Genomic DNA, 23,537 nt, shown 5'->3' on the forward strand with positions numbered 1-23,537 from the left:
ACCGTCCTCCGATCTCCCGGGGCCGGCCGATCCGGCCCTCAGGGTATCGGGTTCCCACATTCATCCGCACATGTACGGATGAATGTGGGAGGTGTTCGGATAAAGTTGATAATCAATCATCCGCACATGTACGGATGAATGTGGGAGGTGTTCGGATAAAGTTGATAATCAAGGGTCCCAAATTAACTACTTTGATTTTGTGTGCGGTGCGAAAGTTTGGGTAGTATAGCTATTCAATGCGGCGGAGCTGCCGCGCATGCCAACCACAACGTACCGGAGGTGTTCCATGGTTCGTGTCGACATAGAGACCATCGTCATGGCCGCCGGTCCCGTGCCATCGCTGGTCGTCTTGCGCGAGCGTTGCCGTAAGTCGGATTCGTCCGCGCCGCTGCGCTCTCTTTCCATCCAGACCGGTTCCTACGAGGCAGCGGCCATCAGCCGCGGTATCGATACCGGCCGCACCGATCGCCCCATCACCCACGATCTTTTGCTCGATACCATCGAAGTGGTGGGAGCGAAGATCGAGCGTATCGAGATCGTGCGCGCCGAGCCGCCGGTGTTCTACGCGACGGTCGTCGTGCACACCGATAGGGGCGAGCATATGCTTGACGCACGACCGAGCGACGCTATCGCCCTTGCCGTGCGCAGCAATGCCCCCATGTTTGTGGAGGACGACATCATGAATCGCTTGGGCACCGTCTCTCCGCTTGCCGACGAGGTTGACGACGAGAGTGAGTTCGAGAAGTTTGACGAGTTTGTCCACACGCTCTCGCCCGATGATTTCTAAATGTCGGTTGAGCACGATGCACGGCGAGCGCTGATGGGTACCAGTGTGTCGACCGAAGCAGCCGCTATCGCGCGTGAGGCCCATATGCGCGCCGAGGCATTTGAGGCCGCGCGCATTGCGTATGTGACGCAGGCTCGCACCCTTCGCGAGCGCCGTGACTCCTATATCAAGATGGTTGTTGTCTCCGCGCTTGCCGCGGTAATCTTGTCGCGGCTTCGTGGTACAGTTGGTGCGCTTGGGTTTTCGATTTCGATGGGCCTGGTGATCTGGGGCGTGGTCGATGCGGTAATGCTGACCAACCAGATCAAGGTGCTCGACAAGCGCGCGGCGGATATGGTTCGCGCCCGTGACGCTGCCGCCAGAATCGCGGCCGAGGCACAGGAGTTATAACGACGCCGAATGTGATGGGAAGGTCAAAAGATGGCACAGGATATGCAGGACGCCGGTAACGTCTCCGCCGAGCTCGACGCCATGGTGTGCGATCTGATCGGTGCGTTTTTGGACGACCTTGCCGCCGGTGAAAACCCGGGCGTTGTCGTGGCGATCGAGGATGCCGCCTCCAACCGCTATCTTGCGGCTCTCGACGAGGACGGTGAGGAGGCATGCCTGGAGGCTGCCACCAACTTTATCTCCGAGCACAAGATGGGTCTCAAGGACGAAGGCCTGGGCCGCATCGCCCGCTATGCCATCGGCTACACCGGCTGTGTGGAGATCGAGGGCGGATATCACGACGCTTTGCTCGTTAGCTTCTTCGAGACCACGCTCGAGAGCGGTTTTTCGGCATATGTGCTGTACGAGGGCATGGGCGCCGGCGATGGTTTTATGTGGAGCGACCCTGAACCTGCAGGTGAGGAAACCCCTCTCATCTAGAATCGCTAAAATAAACGAGTTTTCGGTAAAAGGCTCAATATTCCCGCCGAGCGTTGTGTTGCTAGACGGGTCGCATACGCGTGCCGTTTGTATATAGATAGAAGATAGGGGAACTACATGCGCGTAGACAATCTGAGGAACATCGCCATTATCGCCCACGTCGACCACGGTAAGACGACGATGGTCGACAAGCTCCTGCGTGCCACGGACGCCTTCCGTGCCAACCAGCAGGTCGAGGATCGCGTCCTGGACTCCAACGACCAGGAGCGCGAGCGCGGCATCACGATTCTCGCCAAGAACATCTCTATCGAGTACAAGGACGTTAAGATCAACGTCATCGACACCCCGGGCCACGCCGACTTTGGCGGTGAGGTCGAGCGCGTGCTGCGCATGGCCGACGGTGCCCTGTTGCTGGTCGACGCCTTTGAGGGCCCCATGCCCCAGACCCGCTTTGTCCTACGTCACGCCATCGACACCGGCCTTAAGATCATGATCGTCATCAACAAGATCGACCGTCCGGGCGCCAACCCCGAGAAGGCCTACAACGACTGTCTGGACCTTATGGCCGACCTGGGCGCCACCGACGACCAGCTCGAGTTTGCCATGGAGCACGTGGTCTATGCCAGCGCCATGAATGGCTTTGCCCGCCTTGACCCCAACGACGGCAACATGGACATGTACCCGCTGCTCGACATGATCATCGACGACATGCCCGCGCCCGAGGTTGACGAGACCGCGCCGCTCGCTATGCAGTGTGTGACCATCGACCACTCCAACTTTGTCGGCCGCATCGGCATTGGCCGTGTGTACTCCGGCAGCATTCGCCAGGGCGATCAGATCCTGGTCGTCAAGAACGACGGTTCCAGCGCCACCGCTACCGTCAAGCAGCTCTTTACCTTCGACTACCTGGGCCGCACCGAGTGCCAGGAAGTCGGCGCCGGCGACATTGCCGCCGTCGTGGGTATCGAGCGCACCGACATCGGCGATGTCTACACCGATCCCGAGAACCCCGTCGAGCTCGAGCCTATCGAGATCGATCCGCCGACCCTGTCCATCGTCTTTGAGGCCTCGACCTCTCCGCTCGTCGGCCGCGATGGCGACATTGTGGGCGCCCGTCAGCTCAAGGAGCGCCTGTTCAATGAGGCCGAGAACAATGTGACCATGAAGATTGAGGAGCTCGAGGACAAGAGCGGCGTCGAGGTCTCGGGCCGCGGCATTCTGCACCTGTCCGTCCTGATGGAGTCCATGCGTCGCGAGGGCTTTGAGTTCCAGGTCGGCCGTCCCCGCGTTCTGTTTAAGAAGGATGAGAACGGCAACAAGATGGAGCCCGTCGAGCAGGCTGTCGTCGAGTGCCCGGACGAGTACTCGGGCAAGGTCGTCGAGGTCTTTGGCACCTCTGGCGGCATTATGACCAGCATGGACACCTCGGGCATCGTGACGCACCTTGAGTTTAAGATCCCGACTCGCGGCATCATGGGCCTTAAGAACCGCATCATGAACGTCACTCACGGCGAGGGCGTGTTCTATCACACCTTCCTGGAGTATGGTCCTTACGCCGGCGAGATCGGCAACCGTCAGAACGGCGCCATGATCTCCATGACCACCGAGAAGGCCGTTGCCTACGCTCTGGGCACGCTGCAGGAGCGCGGCCAGCTGTTTGTTGAGCCGGGTGTCGAGTGCTACGAGGGCATGATCGTGGGCGAGCGCAGCAAGGCCGGCGACATGGTCGTCAACATCGCCCGTACCAAGAACCTGGGCAACCAGCGTTCCTCGACCTCCGATATCTCCGTGCAGCTGGTGCCGCCTCGCACCTTCTCGCTGGAGGAGGCGCTGGAGTACATCGCCGATGACGAACTGGTGGAGATCACCCCCAAGAACATCCGTCTGCGCAAGCGTCTGCTCAACGCCACCGATCGCAAGAAGGCTGCCGTTCGCGCCGGTCAGGTCAACAAATAAGCGCTGAGCTCTGTAGCATTCACAAGAAAGGGCGTCGACCATCGCGGCCGGCGCCCTTTTTGTACCACCACAAAGAGAAAGGACACCTTTGCGGTGGTTGGCGGTTAGGCGGAAGGAAGGCCCGGGGTGTTGGGGGCCTGTTGCGGCTTGACGTGGGCGTTGCGCCAGATGATCTGAATGAGATAGCCCAGCATAAAGACGAAGGCTACGCCGCTGATAAAGTTGCCCATAAGGGGAAGTGCCGTAAGGGCGCCGGCGATGGCGCCGCCCACAGCGGCCATGGCGTAGCGGTTCTGGCTGTGCCCGACCATGCGTGCGATCGCGGTGCCCGCAAAGGCCGCCGAGACCAGGGCGATGCCGATGACGCCGCACATCAGGGCTCCGGCGAGCGACAGGCCGGCAATCGAGATGATGAGCAGCAAGATGGCGGGAACGGCGGCTACCGTGCCCAAAAGACCGCTCACCCACAGCGGGGCGGGGTGCTGGTGAAGCATGCCGGCCGCGCTGGCTGTTGCACGCGGAAAGACGAGCTCAAGGAGAATCGCGACAAAGCAGGTGGAAAGAGCTGCGGCAACGATGCCGCCGATGACGTCGTTGACGGTGGAGGTATCCTCGTTCTCGGTGCGGTCGATCTTGAGGGCTCCCACTTTGGCGCCGTCGGCGCGTTCGGGATCCTGTGAGACATGGGCGTTTACGGTACCGGTGATGTTGGCGTTTTTGCCGAGCACCAGCTTGTCGGCCCAGACCTCAACATCGCCATCGACAGTGCCGTCGATGGTTACCGTACTGCCCGCGAGCGCTGCCGACTTGGCGGAGCCGCGCAGGGCAACCGTCTCACCTACGGCATAGAAGCAATTGGCGGTACTGCCGGAGTTAAGTACGACGTGCTGAGCGGCAACTGTCACGCTTCCATCAATGGTGGTCTTGGCGATATCGATGGTGCGCGCCGCCAGGCGAACGGCGCCGCCTACGGTGCAGTCGCGAATCGACAGGCTTTCGCCGGCGGCGATGATATCGCGGTCGATGGACGCGTCGTCCAGGCTAAGGCTTTGACCGGCCCAGTACAGATCGCCCCCGACGCCGGATGGACTGGAATCCCCGTCGGACACGAAAACATTGCCCGCGGTGTCGGTGCCGGCGAATGCCATGGAAGGCAGCGCGGTAAACGCCAGCGCGATAAGCGCGAAGGCCATAATGAGGTGTCCGCGCATATTGTGATGTTGCGCCGCCGCGGGTTGGTTGTGAGGCATGGTGAATCCTTTGCTTGGTGATTTGCATACGCCCAATATGGTACCCATTGCGCCTTCGCTCTAAAAGAAACTCGCGGTTGCAGTATTCTGCATGGGCAATTGCCTACGTAAGGCGTCGCGGGATATCGGGCCTGCGGCCGGTTGTAGATAGGCTGTCACCTTGCGATGGGCCGGGCCGTGCTATCTATTTTTTACGATGTAGGAAACGCGCGATATCGTCCTCGGTGGGGCTTTTGATGTCAAAGCGCAGCGAGAGCCAGCGCAGGCCCATGGTCACTGCGACGCAAACGACCAGCGCGACGACATTGCTGACCAAGCCGCTCATGACAAGGCAAACATAGCTTGCCGATCCAGCGATAGCCGCGATGGCATAGAAGTTGGTGCGCTGGAAAATACCCGGCACCACGCCCATAAAACCATCGCGCAGCATGCCGCCGCCTACCGCGGTAAAAAAGCCCATCATGATGCACACGACCGGTGCAAATCCGTACACGAGCGCCTTATCTGCGCCGGTTGCCGCATAAATACCCACCGAGATGATGTCGAGCAGGGGGATGAGCTTGTCGGGCTTGTCGACGATGGCAGGGAAGATGTAGATGATGGCCGCCGTGGCGATGGACAGTGGCAGCGCCATGGGCTGGTTAAGGATGTAGACGTTGCCCACCTGGAGCGTCATATCGCGCAAAAGACCGCCGCCCAGACCGCAGACCACGGCGAGCGCGACGGCGCCCACCAGATCGAGTTTGTGCTCGCGCGCAACCAGTACACCCGAAATCGACGCCGCGACGACAGCGAACATCTCGAGCCAAAACGGGATGGCAACCATGGCATCCGAGGCGTGTGCGGTAACGATTACAGTGGCGATGACGGGCAAGGTGGGTTCCTTTGGGTAGTTGGATTGGAAAATGCCCGTACATAGTACATGGTTGTGGGAGGTCGTGACCCCATTGCTCGGTAAACGGTCGGAACTGGGCGCGGTCACAGGTTCCAAACATGTACATCAGCATCCAAAAACGACATTTTTTGACATCTTTGGAGGGTGATGTACATGTTTGGAGATCTGGGTTGGTGTTGAACGCCCTGTCGGGTTCGAACCCCCCTCCGCCGCCGTATTTGTCTGTAAGGGAATCAAAACAAAAAAGCTCCCTTTGTTGGGAGCTTTCTCAACCAAAATGGCGGAGGAGGAGGGATTCGAACCCTCGTGACCTTATACAGGCCAAACGGTTTTCGAGACCGCCGCATTCAACCACTCTGCCACCCCTCCGTGTGGGGTAAAAACAAAGCAGGCACAAAGGCCTGCTTTGGAATTAACTGGCGGAGAGTCAGGGATTTGAACCCTGGAGACGCTTTTGACGCCTACACGATTTCCAATCGTGCTCCTTCGGCCACTCGGACAACTCTCCGTTAAATGCGAAAGTCAGTATACACGAGGAATCGCAAAGTGCAAACCAAAAACTTGGCATTTTTTAAATTGCATCGCTCCGTCGTTTGCCCAACCGTGCCGAAACCAATCGATGACCTGCGTAATCGGCCCAGGCGAACTGTTCAAATGAGGTAGTTACGGACGGTCGGGAATCAAGTTTAATCATTCAAAATGTCGCGTTGTACCGCTGGTATGCATTTTGCGACCGCAGCCATGCTGCGAGCGACTTGCGGTTATCTGGCAGAAAGTCGGTATGTACCCGCCCTTGTCCTCAAATCCGTCAAGCTCTTGGACAGCATTTGGTTGGAATACGCAAGAAAGGCCGTGCGAGTATGGGCATATGTGGAGGTCATGAGGTTGTAGCTGCATATTCTTGCAGCCTGGGAGGTTGAAAGATACTATTACCAAGTCTTTTCCTGCTTCAGGCGCACCTTCACGACCTGAAGCCACATTTGTCCAGAGGAGGTGACAATATGAAGGCTTATGAACTGCTGTTCTTTGTTGACCCGTCGCTCGACCCCGAGACTCGTCTCGCTGTTATGAAGCGTATCGATACCACGATCGCTGAGGGCGCTGGCAAGGTCGACTCCGTTGACGAGTGGGGCAAGCGCAAGCTCGCCTACGAGATCAACGACCTCACCGATGGTGACTACACCCTCATCAACTTCCACGCAGATCCTACCCAGATCGCCGAGCTTGATCGCGTCCTGCGCATCACCGACGCTGTGGTCCGCCACATGATCGTCCGTCGCGACGACCAGGAGTAAGACTGTCGTTTTGGACTGGGCTTGTGCCCCAAGAGGAAGTAGTGAGTAATGAGCATCAATCGAGTGAACATCACCGGTAACCTCACCCGCGATCCCGAGCTGCGCGCCACTGCCGGCGGAACCCAGGTTCTGTCCTTTGGCGTCGCCGTGAACGATCGCCGCCGCAATGCGCAGACTGGCGAGTGGGAGGACTATCCCAACTTTGTCGACTGCACTATGTTCGGCACCCGCGCCGAGGCCGTGAGCCGTTTCCTGGCAAAGGGAAACAAGGTCGCGATCGAGGGCAAGCTGCGCTACAGCTCTTGGGAGCGCGACGGTCAGCGCAGGAGCAAGCTTGAGGTCATCGTCGATGAGATCGAGTTTATGAGCTCCCGTGGTGGCCAGGGTGGCTACGATCAGGGCGGTTACGCCCCCGCAGCTCCCGCGCCCGCAGCACGTCCTGCCGCACCGGTGGCTACGCCGCCCGCGGTCGATGTCTACGATGAGGACATCCCGTTTTAAGGGTTGTTCACCTATTTTTGAGTGAGAGGCGGCTTCGGTTCGCCGAAGTTGCCAAATGAAAGGTATTTTGACATGGCTAATGATTTTTCTGCACGTCAGCCGCGTCGTAAGTACTGCCAGTTCTGCAAGGAGAACACTGAGTTCATCGACTATAAGGACACTCAGCTTCTCCGTAAGTACATGACCGACCGTGGCAAGATCAAGCCCCGTCGCGTCACTGGCGCTTGCACGCAGCATCAGCATGACATCGCCAACGCCATCAAGCGTGCCCGCGAGATGGCTCTCCTGCCGTACACCGTCCCCGTGGTTTCCTCTCGTGGCAACCGCGACCGCGGCTAAGAAGGGAGACGCATCATGAAGGTTATTCTTCTCGATGAGATCAAGGGCAAGGGCGGCGAGGGTGACGTCGTAGAGGTCGCTCAGGGTTACGCTGAGAACTTCCTGTTCCCCAAGAAGCTCGCTGTTGCCGCCACCAAGGGCAACCTCAAGCAGCTTGACGAGCGTCGCAACAACATCGCCAAGCGCGAGGCCGTCCGTCTGGCTACCGCCAACGAGACCAAGGCTGCCCTCGAGGGCAAGCAGGTCACCGTTGACGTCAAGGTCGGCGACGAGGGCATCCTCTTTGGCTCTGTCACCGCCGCTATGATCGCTGACGCCATCAAGGATCAGCTCGGTATGGACATCGACCGCAAGCGCGTCGAGCTCGGTAAGCCCATCAAGGTTGCCGGTGCCCACACCGTTGCCATCTCGCTGTACCGCGAGATCAAGGCCGAGGTTGTCGTTCTCGTCGGCGTTACCGCCGAGGAGCTCGCTGCCGAGGCTGAGGTCGAGGAGGCCGCTGAGGTCGCCGAGGCCGAGACCGCCGAGGTCGAGACCGAGGCTGCTGCCGAGTAGCATTTGCTGCAACGCAACAATCTTGTTCTAAGAAGGGCGCTCTGGGAGACCGGGGCGCCCTTTTATTTTTTGCGCTGAGTGGGCGTCACGTCATACATTGAGATGCAGTTCCACATAAGCGTTGTGTTAGACCGCTTTGGATAAGTGTCCTATGCACAGTACACGCAGCAGGACCCCCAATTGCGACAATTCCATCATCAGGAAAGATGGAGGTTGCAATGGAAGACGTGCTCACCCAGCTGACGAGGCAGTTCCTCCCGCAGATGACGGCTGCCGAGAAGAGCAGGGCCCTGAGATCGCTCAAGGCGCTGATAGACGCGGAGCTTTTCGACCTTGCGGCAAGCGAGGGGGCGGAAGACGATCCCGACAGAGCCTGCCCCTGGTGCGGCTCCCCGCATTACGTGAAGAGGGGGCGAGACGGGCGCGGCCGTCAGCGGTTCCTCTGCCGAGGGTGCGCCAGAACCTTCACCGACGCCACCATGCGCATCTTCTCCACCACCAAGCTCGACAGGTCGGCCTGGATGAGGTTCGCGGAGTGCCACGTGGACAAGCTCCCGCTGCGCGAGTCGGCGGAAAAGTGCGGCGTGTGCCTCAAGACGGCGTTCTTCATGCGCCACAGGCTGCTCGAGGCCATGGCCAAGCGCATGCCCGCCTTCCGCGTGGAGGCCGGTGGCGGGGCCGAGCTCGACGAGTGCTTCTTCAGGGAGAGCTTCAAGGGAAACCGCTCCAGGTCGGAGTCCGGCATGCCCAGGAAGCCCCGCACAAGGTCGCAGGGAACCGACGGGCACGAGAAGATATGCGTGCTCACCGGCATCAACGACGCCGGCGACATCTTCTACGAGATCGCGGGGAGGGGCGGCCTCGACGAGGCGGCAGCCAGGGAGCTGCTCGCCGACAAGCTCGTGGTCGGCGCGATAATCTCGACGGACCGTGCGCACGTGTACCGCCGCGTCCTGCCCGCCCTCGGCGTCGGCGAGCACATCGCCAGCAAGAGGGAGGAGCACGCCATCAACAGGGTGAACAGCCTCCACTCCCAGATGAGGCACTTCATCGGCAGGTTCCGGGGCGTCTCCACGAGACGCCTCGAGAACTACCTCGCCTGGTTCAAGTGGACGTGGTGCTTCAAGGTCCGCAGGAGCGCGGACGAGCTCGCCGAGCTCATAGTGAGGCAGGCGGCCCGCGGCACGTACGAGAAGACCTGGCGCCAGTACAAGGTGACCCCCTATCCGTTCTACGAGTACTGGATCAAGCAGGCGAAATGGGACTCGCGTGCGCGGAGGGCCATATACGGCGTGGCGTGATGTCCAGGGCGGTCTGGCGCAGCGCATCTGCGGCAAGCGCTGAAGTCGTGACCCGATGCAAAAAGCAACAGCTAGCGATATTCTTCGGGAACGTCGAAACCGTACTCACGGCATAGGAGCATGACATCGTGGACGTCGTGCTCGTCATGCTGATAGCCCAAGTGAAACAACAGCTGGCTTTCGGGGTCGATGCACGACACCTCCACCTCGCCGATGCGCCCCCTCCCCGAAAAGACCTCCCCGGGAAAACGATCTCCCTGATACAGAATATCGCCATTCTCGGCGAAATCGAAGCAATGCAGGTCGACGATGCGCCCCGCCTCGTCTTGCCACACCGTGTGATCTTCGGTGGTGAAAGATGCAGCCACCTCGGAAAACCCCTCATCAGCAATTAGATCCACGAACCTTTGGTAATCCCCGCGCTGAACGAACAGGTCGATGTCGTTATGAGCCCTGGTCTCACGCCCGACAAGCGCATCGACGCCCCAGCCGCCATCAAGATATACGCCAATGCCCGCACCTGCGGAAAGGCCGATTATCCAACACGCATCATCCTTGGTGACCATAGGAGCTCCTTCGCTTTCGCCTGCTATTTAAGCAAGAAAGATTATAGGAAAAGTCCCAGTATCCAAAGTGGTCTAACACAACGCACATAAGGGACCGTTCATCCGTTTGGTTCGGTGATGATTATTAAGGCGCGCCTCGATTTAAAGCTGTGGCTGATACTATGGATGCTCGCAAGCGATATGAATGAGGATGCTCATGGCATACGACGATAGGGAGACATGGCTGACGGTCGAGGACCGCGGCTCCAAGTTGGGTCTCCCCCAAAACCAAGATGCAGAGGCCAACGTACTGGCCGCCATGCTGCTATCGCCCGAGGTGGTCGAAGAAGCCCAGGTCGAGCTGCAGCCCGACGATTTCTACCGGCCCATTCATAAGACCATCTATACCGCGATGGTCGATATGTACAACAGTCGCATTCCCATCGACTCCATCTCGCTGATCGATTACCTGCGAAGCATCAACAAGCTCGATGCCGTGGGCGGCGAGGCGTACATTTTGGAGCTGATGGGTCAGACCCTGTCGCTCGTCAACTGGCAGCACCATGCCGCCATCGTTCGTCGCGACTCGATGCTGCGTGAGCTGATTGGCGCCACCAACGAGATTAACGCGCTGGCCTATAACGCCCCCACCGATACCAAAGAGGTCGTGGAGCTGGCCGAGAGCAAGCTGCTCAAGGTTACGGCGCGCGAGGTTAAGTCGAGCTACAAGACACTGACCGAGTTTATGGTCGAGGCCTATAACGAGGCCGAGGAAGTGTGCCAGGCCGGTGGCCAGGCAGCGGGCGTTCCCACGGGCTTCCCGTCACTCGATCGCATGCTTATGGGCTTCCGCGAGGGCCAGCTCATCATTATCGGCGCCCGCCCCGCCGTGGGTAAGACCTCGTTCGCTCTAAACCTGGCGCTCAATGCCGCCGCTGCGGGCTACACCGTCGGCTTTTTCTCGCTGGAGATGTCGGGCAAGGAAATTGCCCAGCGCCTGATTTGCGCCTATGCCATGATTTCGATCAGTGATTTTCGCATGGGTCGCATTAGCCCCGAGCAGTGGGCCAATATCAACGAGGCCACGCAGACCTTGTCCAAGCTCGATATTCTGATTGACGATACGCCCGGCACCACGGTGACCGAGATTCGCGCCAAGAGCCGCCGCATGCTCCACAACAAGGAGAAGGCCATCATTATCTTGGACTACCTGCAGCTGGTGAGTCCTCCGCCAGGACGCCGTTCCGAGAGCCGCACCGTCGAGGTCTCCGAAATGTCTCGTGGCTTAAAGATTATGGCCAAGGAACTCAAGATCCCACTGATCGCGCTATCTCAGCTGTCGCGTCAGGTCGAATCCCGTACCGGCAAGCGCCCGCAGCTTTCCGACCTGCGCGAATCGGGCTCCATCGAGCAGGACGCCGATATCGTCATGTTCTTGGACCGTTCCGCCGACGAGGCTGAGGCCTCGCGCGACGACCGACCCGACGAGGGCGTCACGCGTATTGTCGTGGCCAAGAACCGTTCGGGCCCGATCGGTGACGTCGACCTGATGTTCCTGCCGGCATCTACCAAGTTCTATGAGCTTGATGGGGTGCATACCGAGGAGTAGGACAGGCGCCCGTTGCACGGGTATACTGGGAATGTTTTGTGCTTCTGCCCGCCGTGTGGCGCGCAGACAGTCCATGTATGTAAGGAGTAAACATGCCGTCAACCGTTTTGGTCGGTGCCCAGTGGGGCGATGAGGGCAAGGGTAAGATCTGCGACCTGATCGCCGGCGACTTCGATGCCGTCGTGCGCTATTCGGGCGGCAACAACGCCGGGCACACCATCGTTGTCAACGGCAAGAAGTACGGCCTGCACCAGGTGCCCTCCGGCATCATGTACGCCGACCACGTGTCGGTGATTGGCAACGGCTGCGTCGTCAACCCCAAGGTTGTCCTTGAGGAGATCGACATGTTCGAGGCCGATGGCATCACCACCAAGAACCTCAAGATCAGCGGCAACGCACACGTGATCATGCCGTATCACGTCGACCTGGACGGCGCCTTTGAGCAGAAGCTCGGCAAGAAGAGCATCGGTACCACCAAGCGCGGCATTGGCCCGTGCTATCAGGACAAGATGGCCCGTATTGGCCTTCGTATGCAGGACATGCTGGATGAGGAGCTCTTCCGCGACAAGCTGGAAACCGCTCTTGCCCGCGTGAATCCCGAGCTCGAGCTGCTTTACGGCCTGCCCACCTACACCGTGGACCAGATCTGTGAAGAGTACCTGCCCATGGCCGAGCGTCTGCGCCCGTACATCACCGAGACGAGCCTGCTGCTCAACAACATGATCGATGAGGGCAAGACCCTGCTCTTTGAGGGCGCCCAGGCAACATTGCTCGATATCGACCATGGCACCTATCCGTTTGTCACATCTTCTAATTGCACCGCCGGCGGCGCGATCACCGGTTCTGGTGTTGGCATGAAAAACGTCGACCGCGTGCTGGGCGTCATGAAGGCCTACATCACCCGCGTCGGTGCAGGTCCCATGCCCACTGAGCTTTCCTACGAGTCCGAGGCCGGCCATACGCTGACCGAGGAGGGCTATGAGTACGGCGTGACCACCGGTCGCCGTCGTCGCTGCGGCTGGTTTGACGGTCCCATCGCCAACTACGCCTCGCGCGTCAACGGTCTTACCGACATCGCCCTGACCAAGCTCGACGTGCTTTCGGTCTTCGACACCATTAAGGTGTGCGTGGCCTATGACGTCGACGGCGAGCGCTACACCAGCGTGCCCGAGCACCAGGTGCGCTTTGAGCATGCCAAGCCCATCTACGAGGAGCTTCCCGGCTGGAAGTGCGATATTACCGGCTGCCGCAGCTTTGAGGAGCTGCCGCAGGAGGCTCAGGACTACGTGGCATTTGTCGAGGATCTGGCGCACACGCGCGTGACGTTTGTCGGTGTTGGCGCCGGCCGCGAGCAGATCATCAACCGATTCTGGAAGTAATCGGCGTTATTTGGTTATTGCGATATACCCCTTCGCAGCCCGGACGGGCGGCCGAGGGGTATATTTGCTTGTAATGGGCCCGCATGGTTGACGGGCCGTTAATCCATAGAGGAGGCACCCTTGAAGGCGGACACTCAAACCATCGACATCCTGTTGTTGGGCAGCGGCGGCCGCGAGCATGCTTTGGCAGCCAAGCTCGCGGCATCACCGCGCGCCGGCAAGCTCTACATCGCCCCGGGCAACGGCGGCACCGCGAGCTGCGGCGAGAATGTGGTTCTCGACGATTGCGATCCTGCTGCCGTGGCGGCGTTTGCACAGAGCCACGGATGCGGACTCGTGGTGATTGGCCCCGAGGCTCCGCTCGTGGCGGGCGTGGCCGACGCCGTGCGCGCGGCGGGTATTCCCTGCTTTGGCCCGGGTGCCGAGGGCGCTCAGATGGAGGGCTCTAAGCTGTTCTCCAAGCAGCTCATGGAGCGCGCGGGCATTCCGACGGCCGCCTACGGCTCGTTTACCGACGAGGCTTCGGCTCTCGCCTATGTGCGCGAGCAGGGCGCTCCGCTGGTCGTGAAGGCCGACGGTCTTGCCGCGGGCAAGGGCGTTATTGTGGCAACCGAGCTTTCGCAGGCCGAAGAGGCCGTGCGCGAGTGCTTTGGCGGCACCTTTGGCGACGCCGGCAACACCGTGGTTATCGAGGAGATGCTCGTTGGCCCCGAGTGCTCGCTGCTGGCCTTTACCGACGGCAAGACCGTGCGTCCCATGGCCACCTCGCAGGACCACAAGCGCGCGCTTGAGGGCGACCTTGGTCCCAACACGGGCGGCATGGGCGTCTACAGCCCGGTGCCCATCGTGACCGACGAGGAGCATGCCACCATGGTGAAGGTCATGGAGCAGACCGTGGCCGAGCTCGCTGCCGAGGGCATCGATTACCGTGGCTGCCTGTACGGCGGCTTTATGCTTACCCCCGCCGGCCCCAAGGTGCTGGAGTTTAACGCCCGCTTTGGCGACCCCGAGACGCAGGTCGTGCTGCCGCGCCTTAAGAACGACTTGGTCGAGGTCATGCTTGCCTGCGCCAACTGCGAGCTCGACCAGATTGAGCTCGATTGGCGTGACGAGTGGGCGGTGGCCGTTGTCCTGACGAGCGCGGGTTATCCCGGCAGCTACGAGAAAGGCAAGGTCATCACCGGCATCGAGGATGCCGAGGCCATGGAGAACGTGACCGTGTATCACGCCGGCACCGCCGTGGTGGACGGCCAGCTCGTGACCAACGGCGGCCGCGTGCTCGCCGTGACCGCGCTGGGCGACACGTTCGAGAACGCTCGCAACCTTGCCTACGAGGCTTGCGAGAAGATCGATTTTGAGGGCAAGACCCTGCGTCACGACATTGGCCTGCGCGCGCTGCGCGGCCGCGACGCCTGGGATGCTTAAAATCCGAGAGGAATGAGACGGATGGACGAGAAGAACGAAGAGCTCGTGGACGCGCAAATCGTCGAAGAGGACAGCCGCATGTATGGGCACGCCGAGGGCGAGCCTGGTGGCGAGGTCGCTGACGAGCCGGCGCTGGTGCTGGGCGACGACGACCCGCACGATACCGAGCTGCACGAGAAGATTCTTTCGGAGGAGTGCGCCTGGAAGGGCAAGATCCTCGACGTCCACCGTCTTGAGGTCGAGCTGCCCAACGGTCACCGCAGCGCCCGCGATATCGTTCGCCATCCGGGTGCGGCGGCCGTTGTGGCGCTGACCGAGAGCGGCAAGATCGTACTGGTGCGTCAGTACCGCACCGCCATCGACCGCGTGACGGTTGAGATTCCCGCCGGCAAGCTCGACCCAGGCGAGGACCCGCTCGATTGTGCCAGGCGCGAGCTGCATGAGGAGACGGGCTTTAAGGCCGGGCGCATTCGCTTTTTAACGTCGATTGTCACGACCTGCGGTTTTTGCGACGAGATTATTCACATCTACCTGGCCACCAAGCTCGAGTTCGATGCGCCCAACCCCGACGATGACGAGTTTGTCAACGTTGACCTGGTGCCGCTGCACGAGCTGATCGATGCCGTGCTCGACGGCAAGATCGAGGATGCCAAGACCGTCGTGGGCGCACTTGCCTGCGACAGCATCGCGCACCGCCTTGGTGGTTCTGAGCTGTAACGAGTGGGGATAGCCCTGGGACAAGTGCTACTGATTGCTTTGTCCCAGGGTCTTACGTTGCTGATATTTCTTTGAGGATCACATGCTGAAGCGTTTTCTGTCTTACTACAAGCCCCAGATGGGGCTTTTTGTTGCCGATACCATTTGCGCCCTGGTGCTCGCCGCCATTGACCTGGCGTTTCCCATTATCCTGCGCAATCTGTGCGGCGGGCTGTTTACCCAGGGCCAGACTGCCATTATGCAGGCGCTCGGTATGATCGCGGTGGGACTGGTGCTGATGTATGCCACCCGCTGCGCCTGCCGCTACTTTGTGAGCTATTGGGGCCACGTGATGGGCGCGCGCATGGAGTCCAAGATGCGCGAGGACTTGTTCGATCAGTACGAGCGTTTTAGCTTTGCGTACTTTGATCGCAACAGCTCGGGTGACATGATGAGCCGCGTGGTCAACGACCTGTTCGATATCTGCGAGGCGGCGCACCACGTGCCCGAATGGATCATTATTTGCGGTATCGAGATCATTGGCTCGTTTGTGATTCTGTTTACCATTGCGCCGGTGCTCGCGCTCGCCATGGCCGTGGTGACGGCGGTGTTCGCGGTCATTATGTTTTGGCAGAATATGCGCATGCGCGAGGTCTTTAGCGATAACCGCAAAAAGATCAGCGGCATCAATGCGCAGCTGCAGGATTCGCTGGCGGGCATGCGTGTGGTCAAAAGCTTTGCCAATGAGCAGACCGAACGCTCTAAGTTCCGTGCCTCTAACGATCGCTACCTTTCGTCCAAGGAAAACATGTATCACGCCATGGGCGTCTACACCGCGACGTATGGTCTGCTCTCGGGCGTGCTCTATGTGATCGTGGTGCTGCTGGGCGGTTGGCTCGTTGCCCAAGGCCAGCTGCAGGCGGTCGATATGGCAACCTTCGCGCTCTACATTTCGCTGTTCTGCACGCCGCTTGAGACGCTCGTCAATTCGGCCGAGACGTATCAGAAAGCCATCGCCGGCTTTAAGCGCATGGACGAGGTGCTCTCGACTGTCCCCGATATTCAGGATAAGCCGGGTGCTGCGGATCTGCAGGTGACGGCCGGCGCTGTTGAGTATCGCGACGTGTGCTTTAGCTACGAGGATGTCGAGCTGGGCGCGGGCGACGGCACGCGTCCCGTTATCGACCATATGGATCTGTCCATTAAGCCCGGTCAAACCATCGCTTTGGTTGGTCCCTCGGGCGGCGGCAAATCAACGACTTGTTCGCTGTTGCCGCGCTTTTACGACGTTGCCGCCGGCTCCATTAGCATTGACGGCCAGGATGTGCGCGACGTGACGCAGCGTAGCCTGCGCCAATCCATCGGCCTGGTGCAGCAAGATGTCTATCTGTTCGACGGAACGATTGGCGAGAACATCGCCTATGGCAAGCCGGGCGCCACGGCAGAAGAAATCGCCGAGGCGGCCCATCGCGCCAACATCGATGCTTTTATCGAGTCGCTTCCGCAGGGCTATGACACCGTGGTGGGCGAGCGCGGCAGCCGTCTTTCTGGTGGTCAAAAGCAGCGCGTCGCCATCGCGCGCGTGTTTCTCAAAAATCCCAAGATCCTTATTTTGGATGAGGCGACCAGTGCTCTGGATAACGAGAGCGAGGAGGCGGTGCAGGAGTCGCTCGAGCGCTTGGCGCGTGGCCGCACCACGATCATCATCGCTCACCGTCTCTCGACCATTAAGCATGCCGACGAGATTGCGACCGTTGAGCATGGTCGCGTTGTGGAACGTGGCACGCACGAGGAGCTTCTCGCCCGTGGCGGCACTTATGCCCGTTACTATCGAATGCAGTTCGAAGGTGCGCGTGCGCACGAGCTCGACTGATTGATATGACAGGAAGGTTATGGCTGATAAGAACCATCTGACTCCGGAAGAAGTGACGGAGTTATTCTCCGAAATCGATGCATCCGGCGTCTTGGATCCTACACTCGCCAAAAAGCGTACCGAGCGCATGCGCGAGAAAGAGTCTGCCGTCAAACGCGGTGACAAGGCGACACTGGCGCGGCTGCGCAGCGAGGATCGCGCGAGCCAGGCAAAACATATCGACCCGCTGTCCGAGGACGATCCTTCGGGTTCGCAGGTGAGCCATACCATTACGAAGACTGCCATGGTCGTTGTTATCGGCATCCTGGTGCTGATTGTGGGCATGCAGATCGGCTACGGCGTGATGCGACGCCTGAACACCGCGAACCTCTCCGAGAGCGTTTCGGTGGATACCGTCTCGACCGCGCTCAAAGGTGGACTTGAATGGGGCAACGGCTTTACGCAGTTCCCGCTCGATTTTACCGTCGACGAGGCCGACGAGGGTACGGGCACGGTTGAGGTGACGGTGCTGGACACGTCTTCTGCCAATGAACTCGAGTTGCTGTCCAACGGTCAGATTCAGGCGGCGGCGCTCGCAACCAACGCCCTGCTCAACGACAAGATTGACCGTGTGGTGTATAACGTCCACGCCTATATCGACGAGGACAGCAGGATTCAGCATGATTCCTTCTTTGGCATGTTTCCCGCCCAGGGCCACCAGAGCGCCATCCTGACGTTCGTCTGGACCAAGAGCTCTTCCAACGCCACCAATATCGACTGGAAGATGCGTATCGTGAGCATGGATGACACCATTGCCGAGCGTATTCAGAAACAGGTGAACTCGGTATCGTCGCTCATCGAGGACCCGGCGGTGAGCCAGACTAAGATTGACGAGGAAAAGGCCGAACGTGACCTGGAGCACCGCCTTCACGGCCGCGAGATTTTCCGCGGCGGCAAGCTTGGCCGCACCCCGTCCGAATTACTTGAGCAGGACAAGCAAAAGTAGTCCGCAGCCACATAGAACGATGACATCCCGCGTGAGCCACAAGCCCGCGCGGGATCATTTTTCTGGGACGGGGATTAAAAAATTATTCTGTCATGTATGCGGTTGGCGAGTAGTCAATTTGGGACGGGGCTATTTTAGCTACCCCGGCTGGTGGCACGACGGTTAGGTTGATTGACGGACGGGGCAGCTAAAATAGCCCCGTCCCAAATTGACTACTCAGCGACAAAGCTCTGCTTTCAGAATGATTTTTTAATCCCCGTCCCAGAAAAATCATTATGCATAAGAAGTCATAATTATCATTTTGTAAACAATTCTATGTAATTAACGCCATACGGCATGCTTACGGTTAGAATACCGCGAGGCCTAACTACACACCTTTAAGCCGGTCCCGAGAGACCGGGAAGGAGAACTATGGCGAACAACCATATTGCGGGCGCTGCCGCCCGCACCATCGCGCCCAGCGAACTGTGCCAGCGCATGCTGGCCAAAACCAGCAAGGGTGCTTGCGGTCCCTGCATCCTGTACCTTGAGGATGGGACCATTTTTTATGGCCGTGCATGTGGTGCCGAGGGCACCGCGACCGGCGAAGTCTGCTTCAATACCTCACTCGAGGGTTACTTTGAGGTTATGACCGACCCGAGCTATGCTGGCCAGATCGTTACCATGACCTATCCGCAGATTGGCAACTATGGCATCGATGAGACCGATGTCCAGTCCGCCTTCCCCGGCGATGACGTACGCCCTGTGAGTGCTCCCGCCATGCGCGGCATGATCGTGCGCGACATGTGTGCCACGCCTTCTAACTGGCGCTCGGACGTCAGCGTGCCGGAGTACCTGCGCGCACACGGCATCGTCGCTATCGAGGGCGTCGACACCCGAGCCCTGGTGCGCCACCTGCGCGACAATGGCTCCAAGATGGGCATTATCTCGACCGAGGTCCTCGATATCGACGAGCTTGCCGAGCGCTTGGCCTCTGCTCCCACGCTGGTGGGGGAGAACCTGGTCAAGACCGTGAGCTGCCTTGCGCCCCATCCGTTCGCCGGAAGCGATCTGCCTGCCGAGCATGGCTTTGCGCTTGCGGCCCCCGCTCCCGCCCGCCACAACGTGGTCGCGTACGACTGCGGTGTCAAGCGTGGCATCCTGGAGGGTCTGGTCCGTGCTGGCTGCGACCTCACCGTCGTGCCGTGGGATACACCCGCGCGTCAGGTACTCGACATGAATCCCGATGGCGTCTTTTTGTCCAACGGTCCCGGTGACCCCGATGCCGTGGTAGAGACCTACGAGCAGGTGCAGCAGCTGATCGGCAAGGTGCCCGTCTTTGGCATTTGCTTAGGTCACCAGATGATTAGCTTGGCATGCGGTGCCCAGATGGAAAAGCTCAAATTCGGTCACCGTGGCGGTAACCAGCCGGTTATGAACCTGGTCAGCCGCCGCGTGGAAATTACCGCTCAAAACCATGGCTTTGGCCTGCTGTTCCCCAGCTTGGGCAAGCTTGTCCCCGAGCTTTCGGGCGGCGAGACCGAGCATGCGGCCGACGGCGATCTGCGCGTCTGGGTGCGCCGTGGTATCGCGCCCGTCGTGATGAACGAGCGCTTTGGCCGCATTCGCCTGACGCATGTGAACCTCAACGACGGCACCGCCGAGGGCATTCAGCTGCTCGACGCCCCGTGCTTCTCGGTCCAGTACCACCCCGAGGCCTCGCCCGGCCCCACCGATGCCCACTATCTCTTTACCGCCTTTACGCGACTCATGGACGGCGAGGAGAACTACCTGGACATCGACACCGCGAAGGACCGCCTGCAGGGCTGGAACTTTGCCGACAATGGTTCCGCCACGACCGAGACCGAGGAGAACTAACATGCCTAAGCGTACTGACATCAAGCGTATCCTCGTCATTGGCTCGGGCCCCATCGTCATTGGCCAGGCCTGCGAGTTCGATTACTCCGGCGCCCAGGCCTGCAAGGTGCTCAAGGAGGATGGCTTTGAGGTCATCCTGGTCAACTCCAACCCGGCGACCATCATGACCGACCCGGGCCTGGCCGACCGCACCTATGTCGAGCCCATCACCGCCGAATTTATCGAGCGCGTGATCAAGAAGGAGCGCCCGGACGCGCTGCTGCCCACGCTGGGCGGCCAGACCGGTCTGAACGCCGCCGTCGAGCTGGCAAAGGACGGCACGCTCGACCAGTACGGCGTCGAGATGATCGGCTGCGACCTTGCCGCCATCGAGCGCGGCGAGGACCGCAAGCTCTTTAACGAGGCCATGGCTGAGATCGGCCTGGAGGTCGCGCGCTCGGGCTATGCCTACAGCGTGGCCGACGCCGAGGCCATCGCCGAGCGCGTGGGATATCCCTGCGTGCTGCGCCCGAGCTTTACCCTGGGCGGCGCCGGCGGTGGCATCGCGCACACCCACGAGGAGCTCGTCTCCATCGTGAGCCAGGGCCTTGAGCTTTCGCCCGCCCACGAGGTACTGGTCGAGGAGTCCATCGAGGGTTGGAAAGAGTACGAGATGGAGGTCATGCGCGACCACGCCGGCAACGGCATCATCGTGTGCTCCATCGAGAACCTCGACCCCATGGGCGTGCATACCGGCGACTCCATCACCGTGGCGCCGGCGCAGACCCTCTCCGACCTTGAGTATCAGCGCATGCGTGTCGCCTCGCTCGCCATTCTGGAGAAGATCGGCGTCGAGACCGGTGGCTCCAACGTGCAGTTTGCCGTGAACCCGCAGACCGGTCGCCTGATCGTCATCGAGATGAACCCGCGCGTGAGCCGTTCGTCCGCACTGGCCTCCAAGGCCACGGGCTTCCCCATCGCCAAGGCCGCCGCTCGCCTGGCCGTGGGCTACACGCTCGACGAGATCGTCAACGACATCACCAAAGCCACGCCTGCCTGCTTTGAGCCCACGATTGACTACTGTGTGGTCAAGGTGCCGCGCTTTGCCTTTGAGAAGTTCAAGGGTACCGACCCCACGCTCACAACGCGCATGAAAGCCGTGGGCGAGATCATGGCGATCGGCCGCACCTTTGAGGAGGCCTTTGGCAAGGCCATGCGCTCGCTGGAGGACGGGCATCAGGGCATTTGCGCTGGTGGCAAGGAAGGTGCCGATAAGCTGAGCGACGACGAGCTCGCTCAGGCCGTGGGCACCCCGACTGAGCACCGCATCTTCTTTGTGGTCGAGGCCCTGCGTCGTGGCTGGGATGTCGCGCGCATCCATGCCATCTGCGGCATCGATTCGTGGTATCTCAACCGTATCAACGATATGGTTCAGGTCCAGGAGAGCATTCGCGGCCTGCGCGTGGAGGACATCGACGCCGACGCGATGCGCCTGCTCAAGCAGTATGGCACGAGCGATGCCGAGATTGCCGCGCTGACCGGCTCGGACGAGCGCTTTGTTCGCGCTTACCGTAAGGGCCTGGGCGTGGTTCCCAGCATGAAGACGGTCGACACCTGCGCTGCTGAGTTCTCGAGTGCCACGGAGTATCACTACAAGACCTACGAAAACATCTACCGCACGAGCGCGGTCGCCAAGAAGTGCGTTGCCCCCGACGAGACCACGCCGGCAGATAAGCCCAAGGCGATGATTCTGGGTGCCGGCCCCAACCGTATCGGCCAGGGTATCGAGTTTGACTACTGCTGCGTGCACGCGAGCTACGCGCTGGCGGCCCGTGGCTTCGAGACCATCATGGTCAACTGCAACCCCGAGACCGTCTCGACCGACTACGACACGTCCGATCGTCTGTACTTTGAGCCGCTCACCTACGAGGACGTCATGGACGTTATCGATGTTGAGCGCCCCGACGGCGTCGTGGTGACGCTCGGCGGCCAGACCCCGCTTAAGCTGGCGCGCATGCTCGAGGAGAGCGGCGTGAACATCATGGGTACCAAGCCCGATGCCATCGATTTTGCCGAGGACCGCGAGCGCTTTGCCGCCCTGCTCGACAGACTGGGCATTATGTACCCGCCGGCGGGTCAGGCCACCTCGTTTGAGGAGGCCGAGGCCGTGGCTGCGCATATCGGCTACCCGCTGCTGGTTCGTCCGAGCTATGTGTTGGGCGGCCGCGGCATGATGATCGCCTACGATGCCGAGCATCTGCACGATTACATGGCCGAGGCTGCCCGCATTAGCCCCGACTACCCGGTGTACCTCGACCGCTTCCTGGAGGGCGCGATCGAGTCCGATGTCGATGCCCTGTGCGACGGCGAGGAGGTCTACATCGGCGGTATTCTGGAGCATATCGAGGAGGCCGGTATCCACTCCGGTGACTCCGCGACTTGCATTCCGCCGTTTAGCTTTAGCGAGAGTCTGCAGGCGAAGCTCCGCGAGACCACGCGCCGCATCGCGATGGCGCTGGGAGTTCGCGGCCTGGTCAATGTGCAGTATGCCATCAAGGGCGAGACCGTCTACGTGATCGAGGCCAACCCGCGTGCCAGCCGTACCGTGCCGTTTATCTCCAAGGCCACCGGCGTGCCGCTGGCCAAGTGCGCGGCGCGCATCATGGCGGGCGATTCCATCGCGAGCCTGGGCCTGCCGAGCGACGAGCGCCAGCTGGACTGCTTCTGCATGAAGGAAGCCGTTATGCCCTGGGGTCGTTTCCCGGGAGCCGACGTTATCCTGGGGCCCGAGATGAAGTCGACGGGCGAGGTCATGGGTGTCGCCAAGAGCTATCCCGAGGCATACGCCAAGACACAGCTGGCGATTGACTACAAACTGCCTGATCCGAGCGCTGGCAAGGTGTTCATTAGCGTGTGCGATCGCGACAAGCGCCATATCCTTTCGGTCGCCCGTATCCTGCGCTATCTGGGCTTTGACATCTGCTCTACCGAGGGTACGGCGCGCGTGCTGCGCGGCGGCAACGTGACGTGCGAGATTGTGGAGAAGATCAGCGGCCCGCACGACGGCGAACGTCCCAACATCGGTGACCTTATCGCCGATGGCAAGATCGCGGTGATCATCAATACGCCGTACGGCCCGGGCTCGCGCGGCGACGGCTATCTGCTGCGCACCGAGGCCGTCCGTCGTGGCGTGACCTGCGTGACGGCGATGTCTGCCGCCAACACGTATGTGAGCGCCATCGAGGCTGTGCGCGAGGACCAGCAGGGTCACGGCAGTGCCAACGACATGGGCATGGACGTCATCGCCCTGCAGGACCTGCCGCAGTACACGGTGTAGGTCGAGCTGTCCGGGCGGGGGGGGGGGGGGGGGGGGGGGGGGGGGGGGGGGGGGGGGGGGGGGGGGGGGGGGGGGGGGGGTGGCGGGGGGCGGGTCTCTCGAC

At 60.5% G+C, this 23,537-nt stretch carries 20 protein-coding genes and 2 tRNA genes; 17 read left to right on the top strand and 5 right to left on the bottom strand.

The window, feature by feature from the left end:
• Positions 1-286: 286 nt before the first annotated feature.
• From ACTQ40_RS08695 to typA, 4 genes are all read left to right on the top strand, one after another.
• A complete protein-coding gene (locus ACTQ40_RS08695) occupies positions 287-787 on the top strand; it encodes a bifunctional nuclease family protein (protein ID WP_441563904.1) in 501 nt (166 codons plus the stop codon).
• Positions 788-1,177, top strand: coding sequence for a hypothetical protein (locus ACTQ40_RS08700; RefSeq protein ID WP_441563905.1), 390 nt, complete (start codon positions 788-790; stop codon positions 1,175-1,177).
• 30 nt (positions 1,178-1,207) lie between these two features.
• Complete coding sequence (locus ACTQ40_RS08705; RefSeq protein WP_154516767.1) at positions 1,208-1,657, top strand: hypothetical protein; 450 nt, start codon at positions 1,208-1,210, stop codon at positions 1,655-1,657.
• Between the two features lie 117 nt (positions 1,658-1,774).
• Positions 1,775-3,613: a translational GTPase TypA gene (typA, locus tag ACTQ40_RS08710; protein WP_441032650.1), complete on the top strand. Its 1,839-nt coding sequence runs from the start codon at positions 1,775-1,777 to the stop codon at positions 3,611-3,613.
• Positions 3,614-3,717: 104 nt separating this feature from the next.
• Here the strand turns inward: typA and ACTQ40_RS08715 are convergent, their stop codons facing one another.
• From ACTQ40_RS08715 to ACTQ40_RS08730, 4 genes are all read right to left on the bottom strand, one after another.
• Positions 3,718-4,863 carry a hypothetical protein gene (locus ACTQ40_RS08715; RefSeq protein ID WP_441563907.1) on the bottom strand — a complete coding sequence of 382 codons (1,146 nt, stop codon included), beginning with the start codon at positions 4,861-4,863 and terminating at the stop codon, positions 3,718-3,720.
• A gap of 184 nt (positions 4,864-5,047) precedes the next feature.
• Complete coding sequence (locus tag ACTQ40_RS08720; protein WP_229770653.1) at positions 5,048-5,737, bottom strand: trimeric intracellular cation channel family protein; 690 nt, start codon at positions 5,735-5,737, stop codon at positions 5,048-5,050.
• A 299-nt stretch (positions 5,738-6,036) separates the two neighbouring features.
• Positions 6,037-6,127 (bottom strand) — tRNA-Ser (locus tag ACTQ40_RS08725).
• Between the two features lie 48 nt (positions 6,128-6,175).
• Positions 6,176-6,266: transfer RNA gene (locus tag ACTQ40_RS08730), tRNA-Ser, on the bottom strand.
• A 493-nt stretch (positions 6,267-6,759) separates the two neighbouring features.
• Between ACTQ40_RS08730 and rpsF the strand changes: the two genes are divergently transcribed.
• From rpsF to ACTQ40_RS08755, 5 genes are all read left to right on the top strand, one after another.
• Positions 6,760-7,053, top strand: a complete 294-nt coding sequence (gene rpsF, locus ACTQ40_RS08735) for a 30S ribosomal protein S6 (RefSeq protein WP_006235831.1) — start codon at positions 6,760-6,762, stop codon at positions 7,051-7,053.
• Between the two features lie 48 nt (positions 7,054-7,101).
• A complete protein-coding gene (locus ACTQ40_RS08740) occupies positions 7,102-7,554 on the top strand; it encodes a single-stranded DNA-binding protein (protein ID WP_006235830.1) in 453 nt (150 codons plus the stop codon).
• A gap of 72 nt (positions 7,555-7,626) precedes the next feature.
• Positions 7,627-7,893, top strand: a complete 267-nt coding sequence (gene rpsR, locus ACTQ40_RS08745; RefSeq protein WP_006235829.1) for a 30S ribosomal protein S18 — start codon at positions 7,627-7,629, stop codon at positions 7,891-7,893.
• A gap of 15 nt (positions 7,894-7,908) precedes the next feature.
• Positions 7,909-8,448, top strand: coding sequence for a 50S ribosomal protein L9 (rplI, locus tag ACTQ40_RS08750; RefSeq protein ID WP_154516756.1), 540 nt, complete (start codon positions 7,909-7,911; stop codon positions 8,446-8,448).
• 206 nt (positions 8,449-8,654) lie between these two features.
• Positions 8,655-9,749, top strand: a complete 1,095-nt coding sequence (locus ACTQ40_RS08755; RefSeq protein WP_441563909.1) for an IS1595 family transposase — start codon at positions 8,655-8,657, stop codon at positions 9,747-9,749.
• Positions 9,750-9,820: 71 nt separating this feature from the next.
• On the opposite strand, the gene ACTQ40_RS08760 is transcribed toward ACTQ40_RS08755, so the two are convergent.
• The gene (locus ACTQ40_RS08760; RefSeq protein ID WP_039689008.1) at positions 9,821-10,315 is read right to left on the bottom strand and encodes a nucleotidyltransferase domain-containing protein; all 495 of its coding nucleotides are present in this window, start codon (positions 10,313-10,315) and stop codon (positions 9,821-9,823) included.
• A gap of 190 nt (positions 10,316-10,505) precedes the next feature.
• On the opposite strand from ACTQ40_RS08760, the gene dnaB reads away from it, so the two are divergent.
• The 8 genes from dnaB (at position 10,506) to carB (ending at position 23,434) form a co-directional block, all read left to right on the top strand.
• Positions 10,506-11,903, top strand: a complete 1,398-nt coding sequence (gene dnaB / locus ACTQ40_RS08765) for a replicative DNA helicase (protein WP_427718155.1) — start codon at positions 10,506-10,508, stop codon at positions 11,901-11,903.
• Positions 11,904-11,995: 92 nt separating this feature from the next.
• Entirely contained in the window at positions 11,996-13,282 is a 1,287-nt protein-coding gene (locus ACTQ40_RS08770) for an adenylosuccinate synthase (protein WP_427717940.1), read from the top strand.
• A 120-nt stretch (positions 13,283-13,402) separates the two neighbouring features.
• A complete protein-coding gene (gene purD, locus ACTQ40_RS08775) occupies positions 13,403-14,707 on the top strand; it encodes a phosphoribosylamine--glycine ligase (RefSeq protein ID WP_154516747.1) in 1,305 nt (434 codons plus the stop codon).
• Positions 14,708-14,728: 21 nt separating this feature from the next.
• A complete protein-coding gene (locus ACTQ40_RS08780; protein WP_441563910.1) occupies positions 14,729-15,424 on the top strand; it encodes an NUDIX domain-containing protein in 696 nt (231 codons plus the stop codon).
• 82 nt (positions 15,425-15,506) lie between these two features.
• Positions 15,507-17,276: an ABC transporter ATP-binding protein gene (locus tag ACTQ40_RS08785; RefSeq protein WP_154516744.1), complete on the top strand. Its 1,770-nt coding sequence runs from the start codon at positions 15,507-15,509 to the stop codon at positions 17,274-17,276.
• 19 nt (positions 17,277-17,295) lie between these two features.
• Positions 17,296-18,261 carry a hypothetical protein gene (locus ACTQ40_RS08790; protein ID WP_427729200.1) on the top strand — a complete coding sequence of 322 codons (966 nt, stop codon included), beginning with the start codon at positions 17,296-17,298 and terminating at the stop codon, positions 18,259-18,261.
• Between the two features lie 411 nt (positions 18,262-18,672).
• A complete protein-coding gene (gene carA / locus ACTQ40_RS08795; RefSeq protein ID WP_441563912.1) occupies positions 18,673-20,118 on the top strand; it encodes a glutamine-hydrolyzing carbamoyl-phosphate synthase small subunit in 1,446 nt (481 codons plus the stop codon).
• A gap of 1 nt (position 20,119) precedes the next feature.
• Positions 20,120-23,434 carry a carbamoyl-phosphate synthase large subunit gene (gene carB / locus ACTQ40_RS08800; RefSeq protein ID WP_441563914.1) on the top strand — a complete coding sequence of 1,105 codons (3,315 nt, stop codon included), beginning with the start codon at positions 20,120-20,122 and terminating at the stop codon, positions 23,432-23,434.
• Positions 23,435-23,537: the final 103 nt, after the last annotated feature.

It is taken from the genome of Collinsella sp. Sow4_D11, assembly GCF_052116465.1.
In the GTDB taxonomy this organism is placed as follows: domain Bacteria; phylum Actinomycetota; class Coriobacteriia; order Coriobacteriales; family Coriobacteriaceae; genus Collinsella.